This window comes from Alteromonas sp. a30 (genome assembly GCF_026788005.1).
Taxonomy (GTDB): domain Bacteria; phylum Pseudomonadota; class Gammaproteobacteria; order Enterobacterales; family Alteromonadaceae; genus Paraneptunicella.
In genome coordinates, this window is record NZ_JABEPE010000014.1 from 121,439 (window position 1) to 129,433 (window position 7,995).

Below are 7,995 nucleotides of genomic sequence, written 5' to 3' on the forward strand. Positions count from 1 at the left end.
ATTCTCAAGATAATATCTTTGTCACAATGCCTTGTATGCAAGGTAGCGATTCCTGCTCGAACCAAGGATTTTTCTTTAACCAAAGATTATTTCGAGGGGAAGGGTGAGGCAATACCAAGTATTTCGGCCAATAATCACGCCAATTCTGACATCGCTGCGTCAGATTCTTTTTATCTTTTAAATAATATTGTTGTGCGTATTGCCCTATTAGCAGTATTGCTTGCAAATCTGGTAATTGATTACGAATAGTTGGATGCCAGGTTTTTGCACATTCTGGCCTAGGCGGTAAGTCACCAGATTTTCCAGTTCCCGGGTAGCAAAATCCCATAGGCACTATCGCGACATTATTTTCGTCATAAAATAGTTCATCACTTACATTCAACCACTCTCTAAGACGCGCACCAGAAGCATCATTCCAAGGTTTTTGTGAGTTATGAGCGTGTATTCCAGGAGCTTGACCAACGATCATAATTTTGGCGGTTGAGCTGAATTGAAGTACAGGTGTTGGTGGAAGAGGTAATGTATCTTCGCATAGTCTGCACTGATGAATTTCGTTGAGTAGATTAGTATTAAACTTCATTTGATTACAAGCGTAACCGAAAAAGGTTACATTTTCAGTTTATGATGTTATAGTGATTATAACTGGGCAGATTATTAAGGGGTATATTTAATGAAAAAAGTAGTCTTAGTTGCTTTATTATCTCTCTTGACCTCATTCTCCTATGCCAGTGAAAGAGATCAGAAGCAGAATTTATTTAAGTGTGTAGACGGTGAAACGCTCTCCATTAATGCATCGTGTATGCAAGATACGTTTCAACAGAGTGCCGAAGTGCAGCAGCAATCTTTTGATTACGCCAATTTAAATGATGGCTTGAGCGAAAATGTTATGGCGACGATGAGCTTCTATCCTGATAAGATGTTAATTGAAGTTGTTGCTCATGCTGATGCAGTTAATTCAGGTTTTGCTGCGGTTTCAGAATACAAGTAAACTCCTGTTCTAAAAATAAAAAACCAAGCTTCGGCTTGGTTTTTTTGTTTTAGACTGAAATCGATGCCTTTTAAAATAGCATTTAAGTAAAAAGGCGATTCAATCCATTAATTGCTGCAACACGATAGGCTTCTGCCATTGTGGGGTAGTTGAAAGTTGTATTAACAAAATACTCAATATTATTGGCTTCGCCTTTTTGCTGCATGATGGCTTGCCCAATATGAATGATCTCAGAAGCCCGTTCACCAAAGCAGTGAATACCCAATATCTCTTTTGTTTCTCTGTGAAAAAGAATTTTTAGTCCCCCGACTAGATTGTTGGCAATCTGTGCTTTTGCAAGGTGCTTAAATTGTGCACGACCTACTTCATAAGGGATTTTCGCAGCCGTTAGTTCTTGTTCTGTTTTTCCAACTGAACTAATTTCAGGAATGGTGTAAATTCCCGTTGGAATATCTTCTACTAAACTGGAGTTACAATTTCCGCTTAGCATTGCTTCTGCGGCAAAACGCCCTTGATTGTAGGCTGCTGATGCGAGGCTAGGGTAGCCAATGACATCACCTACGGCATAAACATTTTCAACTTCCGTTTTGTAGTTTCTGTCAACGTTAAGCTGTCCGCGAGAATCCGTTTGAAGTCCAATACTTTCCAAATTAAGCATATCTGTATTACCTGTTCTACCATTCGCAAATAGCAGACAATCGGCCTTCATTTTTTTGCCTGAGTGAAGGTTGAGTATTACGCCATCATCCGTTCCCTGAATAGATTCATATTGTTCATCATGGCGGATGACAACACCCATATTCCATAAGTGATAACTCAGTGCATCAGAATACTCGGCATCTAAAAAGGACAGTAGGCGCTCGCGCATATTTACCAAATCAACTTTTACACCAAGTCCTCTAAATATGGACGCATATTCGCTTCCAATAACTCCAGCCCCGTAAATAATAATATTACGAGGATCGTGGTTTAAACTGAGAATAGAGTCGCTGTTATAAATTCGAGGGTGATCAAAGTCGACATCAGGTGGTGTGTATGGACGCGAGCCTGTAGCAATTACGATATGCTTTGCAGTGATATGGTCTACTGAGTCGTCTGGGCGTCTAATTTGGATGGTATGCTGGTCAATAAAGGAAGCTTCACCGTGATGCACTTGAACTCGGTTTCTTTCATAAAAGCTTCGACGTAGTTTCACTTGTTTCCTAATGACATTCGATGCATGACTGAGAATTTGCTCGAAGTTAAGGTGTTGTGTGTTCTCACCATCGTTAAATAACGGTGTATTATTAAATTCAATTAAGCGACTAATGGAGTGGCGTAGAGCTTTCGAAGGAATTGTGCCCCAATGTGTGCAACCACCACCAACCATACTATGTCGCTCAATAACGGCAACATTCTGCCCTGATTTAGAAAGTTGCATAGCAACACCTTCGCCTCCAGGGCCTGTTCCTATAACAATGGCATCATATTGAAATTTAGGGCGAGAATTGCGTTTTGGGGATTTAGTTTTGGGTGTCATAATCCAGTTAAACCGTTAATTTTATGCTGAATAGTTATTCACTTTACCCTAGCACATTCGGTCGAAGATTCCTCCAGCTTATGACACCAAATTCATGAATTAGGCGTAATGTAGTTGCTGTTGGCAAAGTTGAATCCATTTGTCTTTGCGCAAAGCTAGTGTCGCCTTTAGTTCTTTGTAGTGGTAAGTAATTTCCATTCCCTCATAAGTTTTTAGCAGCGCTTTACGCTTCATATCCATTACGTTTTTCTTAGCATTATAAAACTCTGACATTTTGGAGATTAATGCTTCATATTCATCATTCAGCAATTTTACCAGCTCGTCTTTATTGGGTAATGATGGCAAGGCTGCGAGCTTAGCTTGAGTTTGTTGTAGTTGCATCGCCAGTTTGGCCTTCTCGATTCTCTCTTCAGGACAGCGTCGAAGATTTTTGGTAAAACCAATAAAGGAGAGTCCACGAATTAACCATTTTGTCGGATCCCACTGCCACCATTTAATGCCATTTCGGTAATCATACTCAAAAATATGGTGGAAATTGTGATAGCCCTCGCCAAAAGTAAAGAAAGCTAGCACATCGTTATCACGAGCCGTATTTGCATCGGTATAAGGTTGTCTGCCCCATATATGCGCTAAAGAATTGATAAAGAAAGTCACATGGTGAACGACAAGAATACGCAATACACCTGCAACTAAAACCATGCCTAAAATATCGCCATTTAACCAACCAAGTATTCCCGTAATGCCGAAATTAGCGATTAGGGTGATGGCTAAATAATTATTGTGTTGCCACATAACGATTTTATCTTTTTGTAAATCCCTACAGTTGCTGTAGTCAGAGTATCGAACAGGTTGATACTCCCTTAACATCCAACCCATGTGTGAATACCAAAAGCCTCTTTTAGCAGAATAAGGATCTTTGTCGTTGTCATCCACGTGTTTGTGGTGAACACGATGATCGGAAGACCAATGCAAAATACTATTTTGTACGGTCATGGCTCCACCTACGGCGAAAATAAATCTGACGAGCGCGTTTGCTTCGTAAGATTTGTGAGACCAAAGACGGTGATAGCCGGCAGTAATTGACATGCCTGAAAAATAAATTAGGAAAACACATGTCACTAATTCGACAGCGTCGATGTCAAAAAAAACGGCTTCAATAGGAACTCCAACCAATGCAACTCCTGTAATAATGATAAACACAAGGAGGTTGAGTAGGATTAAGCGTGGCTTTTCCATTTAAGGTACTTCATTCAGTTTACAAGTGTACGCTCATTTTAAAGTCGTTAATGTGAATTCGCAAGCAAGGACGCTTTACTTTTTGTTTTCTAAAATAGAAGCTATGTCAGTCTTGTTGGAGAGTCATTTTGAGTCGGAAATTACAAAAACAAAAAACACGTCGTTCCATAATTGATGCCGCTTATCGTTTGCTGGACTCTCAGCGGAGCTTATCTAGTATTAGTTTACGCGAAGTTTCAAGGGAAGCGGGTATTGCACCGACTTCGTTTTATCGCCATTTTAAAGATATAGACGAGCTTGGCCTAACTTTAGTTGATGAAGCTGGGCTCGCATTGCGTCAACTGATGCGCAAAGCACGTTCACGCATTGAAGAAGGTGGAAGTGTGATACATGTATCGGTAAACACCTTCATGGAATATGTTTCTGAAAACGCGAATGTTTTTAGACTTTTGTTGCGAGAGCACACCGGAACTTCTCCTGCATTTAGGGCCGCGGTTGTTCGAGAAATTCAGCATTTCATAGAAGAACTAACGGATTACATTTTGGGTCATACAGCGATTAGTCAGCCATACGCACAATTGCAAGCCGAAGCAATGGTGAGAATTGTATTTAGTGCGGGGGCAGAAGCAATTGATGTCAATAAAGTGGAGCGCAAGCTGATTTCCAATCGAGTAGAAATACAACTGCGCTTTATTTTTTTAGGAGCAATTCAGCTTTCGGTCCGAAAAGACGATGTTTAGTTTTTTCTTTGCAAGAAAACGCCTACTTCAGTGTGATGTGTGTAAGGAAACTGATCAAATATCGCTAAACGACAGAGTGAGTGTGTATTACTAAGTTCATCGAGGTTTTCTTTTAAGGTCAATGGATTGCAAGAAATATAAATAATGTTGTCGAATTGACTCACTAATGCCAAGGTTCCAGCATCCAAACCACTGCGGGGAGGATCGACTAATACCGTTTTACAGTCATAGTCTTGCCACTTAATGCCCTTCATCTTCTTTTCAAAAGCGCCATTCGCAATGTGTTCCGAAAACTCTTCACTGGACATTTGAATAATATCGACATTCTCAATGTGATTTTGAGCTATATTAAATTGCGCTGCATTGACTGATGACTTCGCAATTTCAGTCGCTAACACTTTACGATAATTTCTCGCCAAAGGCAGACTGAAGTTGCCTGCTCCACAATACAATTCAAGTAAGTCATGGTCTGAGGTTTTCATTAAAGACTTTGCCCAGCAAATCATTTTTTGATTCACTTCGGCATTCGGCTGAGTAAAGCTGTTTTCGATCTGTTTAAACGTATACGTTTTGTCGTCGATGTTTAGTTCTTCGATAATATAGTCTCGATCGAGTAACAATTTCTGTTTTCTCGCTCTGCCTATAAGATCGACATGCATTTCTTGTTGTAACGTCTGCTTAAGTTTTTTAGCTTCGATGAGCCAAGCATCATCTAGTTGCCTGCGATAGATTAATGATATTAACAGTTCACCGCTTAAACCCGTTAAATAGTCGACTTGGTAGAGTTTACGGCGGAGTGTATCGTTAAATTGGATCTCTTCAATCAGGCGCCGCATGGCTTGATTAATAAGCTCAGAGCCCGGGGGAAAATGATCGACTCGATATTGTTCCTTGGTGTCGGGGTCGAACATGATGTGATAGAGATCGTCGCCATCATGCCATATTCTAAATTCGGCACGCATTCTGTAGTGCAGCTTTTTAGAGCTAAACTGATCTATTTGAGGTGTAGGAAAGTCTTCAAACAAGGTTTGGATTTCCTGCGCTTTTTCCTCTAATTGGGCTTCATATAAAGAGGAATCAATATCGATAGGACGCATAACTTTTCCCTACAATTTGCTAAGCTGGGGTATAAATAAACAAAGGGCGCTGATTGTAGCTTTTTCCTAAGTCAGGTCAATCTCACGCATAGCGGTTGCAGGATGTTTATAAAATTTGTCATCTAGATTAAAAAAACAACATTTGCTGCCGATATAGAAAAGTGAGGTATTAGAGGTAATTGTCATGAATTTTGGTGATATTAAACCCGTTGGGGGTGATAAATCTCCGGCCAGCTTAGCGAATAAAGATTCGAAAGCAAAGTTGCAGGAAGAGGGATTACGTCAGGCGGCGCGTTTTCAAGAAACACAAGTGTCGTTGAGCACATCCCAATCAAAAAGTGAAATTGGTATACGCATTCTAAGTGCATCTTTGAACCAAACTGTCGTTATTGGTCAAAGTAAGCCAAATATAGAACCGCCTTCGAAAAAGAAAGACTCTGCTTTTGATTTCGAAGAAGTTGCGAAGAATGTGCTTAGCTTTGTTGGTGGAGTTATTAAAGCCGCTAAACAAGGTGGTGCCGATGATGAAAATCTAAATGGAATGTTTGAACAAGCAACATCTGGTGTTTTGAAAGGTGTTGAAATGGCTCGTAAAGATCTTACGGGCTTTATGAATGACGAAATAGATAACGGCATTAATAAGAGTTTAGAGCTTATTCAAGATGGCATTGAAAAGCTTCGAGGTGAAGTGTTTGGTAATGTTTCTGAGGATGAGAACATTACAGAATTAAATGCAAGCTACACGCGAGAGTCCTCAGCTAGTGTTGAGATTTTCACTAAAGATGGAGACAAGGTCACCATAGGCTTTGGAGCTTTTCAAAGCTTAGAGCTGAATCAGCAACTTCTTTCTTCATCTGAAGTGCCGGTGAGAGAAAGGCAGGATAAAGAAGAAGCGGCTCAAGAAGAGGGCAGCAATAATGATGATTCAGCTTCCTCGAAAGGTGGCAATGAAAGCTTTTCTTATTATGAGCGTAGAGGTTTGTCTTTCTCTATTGAAGGTGATTTAGATGAAGATGAGAAAACCGCCATTGCTGACTTCCTAGGAGATGTAAAAGGGCTGACGGATTCATTCTTTAAAGGGGACATAGAAGGCGCATTTAATAAAGCACTGGATTTGGGCTTTAATGACCAAGAGCTAACAGGTTATGCCCTTCAATTAAGTAAGGTTGAGCAAGTACAAGTCATCCAAACTTATGGCGCTGTTTCTCAATACAAAGATTCACAAAATGAGAGGGAATCCATAAACCCTGCAAAACAGATAAAGCCGATTGCTGATTACCTAAAAGAAATGATGTCTGTATTAGAGAAGTCTTCGGACGTACTGCAAGATAAGTCTCAATATGAAAAATTGTTACCCGGCTTGTTAAATGAGGTCTTAGATGTGAGTACAGGTGAATTATTAGAAGCTGTGAATCAATTTAATAACTTTAATAATCGTCTTGTCCGTAATTTGCCAGAGGAAATAGATGGCAGTACTTTGAATGATGAAAGCGGCATTGATGCAGGTTAAGACGTTTCTATCATAAATAACATGAGCGGATGTGAATAAAAAAGGCGACTCCATGCTTGGGTCGCCTTTTTTATTTAACGGTCTATGCGATGCGGAGCATTAATTTTCAGTTTTGCGTTCTTTTGCTAAACGTACTTTCAATGTGCGGTCGTTAAACTGAGTATCATTGTATGTCGAAATCATTTTATCGGCGTCGTCGCTATCAACTTCTACAAATCCGAATCCTTTCTTCTTCCCTGTTCTTTTATCTTGCATGAGTCTTACTGAGCGAACATTACCTACTTTTGAGAAATGCTCTCTAACTGCTGCCTCATTAACTCGATAAGCGAGATTACCAACATAGAGAGTTGTGGTCTCTTGGGTCTCTTCATTGGAGTCATCACTTCCTTTATTTGATAAATGAAGAAGTGAAACGACAACGCCACCAATTAATAGACCAACGGCGAGGAATAATTGAGGATTATCGGCTTCCGGAAATAATTGGCCGACAACGAAATAACCGATAATGGCTAGGATGATGCTCACAGAAACATCTTTAATTAAAGGAGAGTTCATCTAAATACCTAAGTAAAGTTAAAAAATAGTTAAAATAAGAAGCAGAGTTATCTTACTGTAATATAAAAATAACACCAGTCGACGTGTGCAAATACCTTTATAACTCATGATATTGATTGTTACCAAACCAATTTGCTTGGAAAGTGAGCGCTTAAAAAGAAAATTGAAAAAAGGTATTGATCTAAAAATTCATGTCTGTATTATTCGCGGCCTCGCTGAGACACACAGCAGACAAGGCAGGAAGTATCCTTCTTATCTAAAGTGAAAAAGGAATGTCTCAAAACGATTCAAGGAAAAGCGTTTTTAAAAAGATTTAAAAAAGCGCTTGACAGAAACGCGGGATGGCGTAG

At 39.8% G+C, this 7,995-nt stretch carries 8 protein-coding genes; 3 read left to right on the forward strand and 5 right to left on the reverse strand.

Annotated elements, in window-relative coordinates; translation table 11 throughout:
* Positions 1–4: 4 nt before the first annotated feature.
* Positions 5–580 (reverse strand): uracil-DNA glycosylase family protein, encoded by a 576-nt coding sequence (locus HJG39_RS14095; RefSeq protein WP_268410012.1) that lies wholly within the window; start codon positions 578–580, stop codon positions 5–7.
* A gap of 90 nt (positions 581–670) precedes the next feature.
* Here HJG39_RS14095 and HJG39_RS14100 point away from each other — a divergent pair, with 90 nt between their 5' ends.
* Complete coding sequence (locus HJG39_RS14100) at positions 671–988, forward strand: hypothetical protein (protein WP_268410013.1); 318 nt, start codon at positions 671–673, stop codon at positions 986–988.
* An 82-nt stretch (positions 989–1,070) separates the two neighbouring features.
* On the opposite strand, the gene sthA is transcribed toward HJG39_RS14100, so the two are convergent.
* Positions 1,071–2,507 carry a Si-specific NAD(P)(+) transhydrogenase gene (gene sthA / locus HJG39_RS14105; protein WP_268410014.1) on the reverse strand — a complete coding sequence of 479 codons (1,437 nt, stop codon included), beginning with the start codon at positions 2,505–2,507 and terminating at the stop codon, positions 1,071–1,073.
* A 99-nt stretch (positions 2,508–2,606) separates the two neighbouring features.
* Positions 2,607–3,743 (reverse strand): acyl-CoA desaturase, encoded by a 1,137-nt coding sequence (locus HJG39_RS14110; RefSeq protein ID WP_268410015.1) that lies wholly within the window; start codon positions 3,741–3,743, stop codon positions 2,607–2,609.
* Positions 3,744–3,871: 128 nt separating this feature from the next.
* On the opposite strand from HJG39_RS14110, the gene fabR reads away from it, so the two are divergent.
* On the forward strand, positions 3,872–4,483 hold the full coding sequence (gene fabR / locus HJG39_RS14115) for an HTH-type transcriptional repressor FabR (RefSeq protein ID WP_268410016.1): 612 nt from the start codon (positions 3,872–3,874) through the stop codon (positions 4,481–4,483).
* On the opposite strand, the gene trmA is transcribed toward fabR, so the two are convergent.
* Positions 4,480–5,580, reverse strand: coding sequence for a tRNA (uridine(54)-C5)-methyltransferase TrmA (gene trmA / locus HJG39_RS14120; RefSeq protein WP_268410017.1), 1,101 nt, complete (start codon positions 5,578–5,580; stop codon positions 4,480–4,482). The genes fabR and trmA overlap by 4 nt on opposite strands.
* 184 nt (positions 5,581–5,764) lie before the next feature.
* Between trmA and HJG39_RS14125 the strand changes: the two genes are divergently transcribed.
* A complete protein-coding gene (locus HJG39_RS14125) occupies positions 5,765–7,090 on the forward strand; it encodes a DUF5610 domain-containing protein (protein WP_268410018.1) in 1,326 nt (441 codons plus the stop codon).
* A 99-nt stretch (positions 7,091–7,189) separates the two neighbouring features.
* On the opposite strand, the gene HJG39_RS14130 is transcribed toward HJG39_RS14125, so the two are convergent.
* Positions 7,190–7,645: an RNA recognition motif domain-containing protein gene (locus HJG39_RS14130; RefSeq protein WP_268410020.1), complete on the reverse strand. Its 456-nt coding sequence runs from the start codon at positions 7,643–7,645 to the stop codon at positions 7,190–7,192.
* Positions 7,646–7,995 lie beyond the last annotated feature (350 nt).

Coding starts and splice junctions, on each gene's coding strand:
- HJG39_RS14110 (WP_268410015.1), bottom strand. CDS start 3,743: ATGGAAAAGCCACGCTTAATCCTACTCAACCTCCTTGTGTTTATCATT.
- HJG39_RS14125 (WP_268410018.1), top strand. CDS start 5,765: ATGAATTTTGGTGATATTAAACCCGTTGGGGGTGATAAATCTCCGGCC.
- HJG39_RS14130 (WP_268410020.1), bottom strand. CDS start 7,645: ATGAACTCTCCTTTAATTAAAGATGTTTCTGTGAGCATCATCCTAGCC.
- HJG39_RS14095 (WP_268410012.1), bottom strand. CDS start 580: ATGAAGTTTAATACTAATCTACTCAACGAAATTCATCAGTGCAGACTA.
- trmA (WP_268410017.1), bottom strand. CDS start 5,580: ATGCGTCCTATCGATATTGATTCCTCTTTATATGAAGCCCAATTAGAG.
- HJG39_RS14100 (WP_268410013.1), top strand. CDS start 671: ATGAAAAAAGTAGTCTTAGTTGCTTTATTATCTCTCTTGACCTCATTC.
- sthA (WP_268410014.1), bottom strand. CDS start 2,507: ATGACACCCAAAACTAAATCCCCAAAACGCAATTCTCGCCCTAAATTT.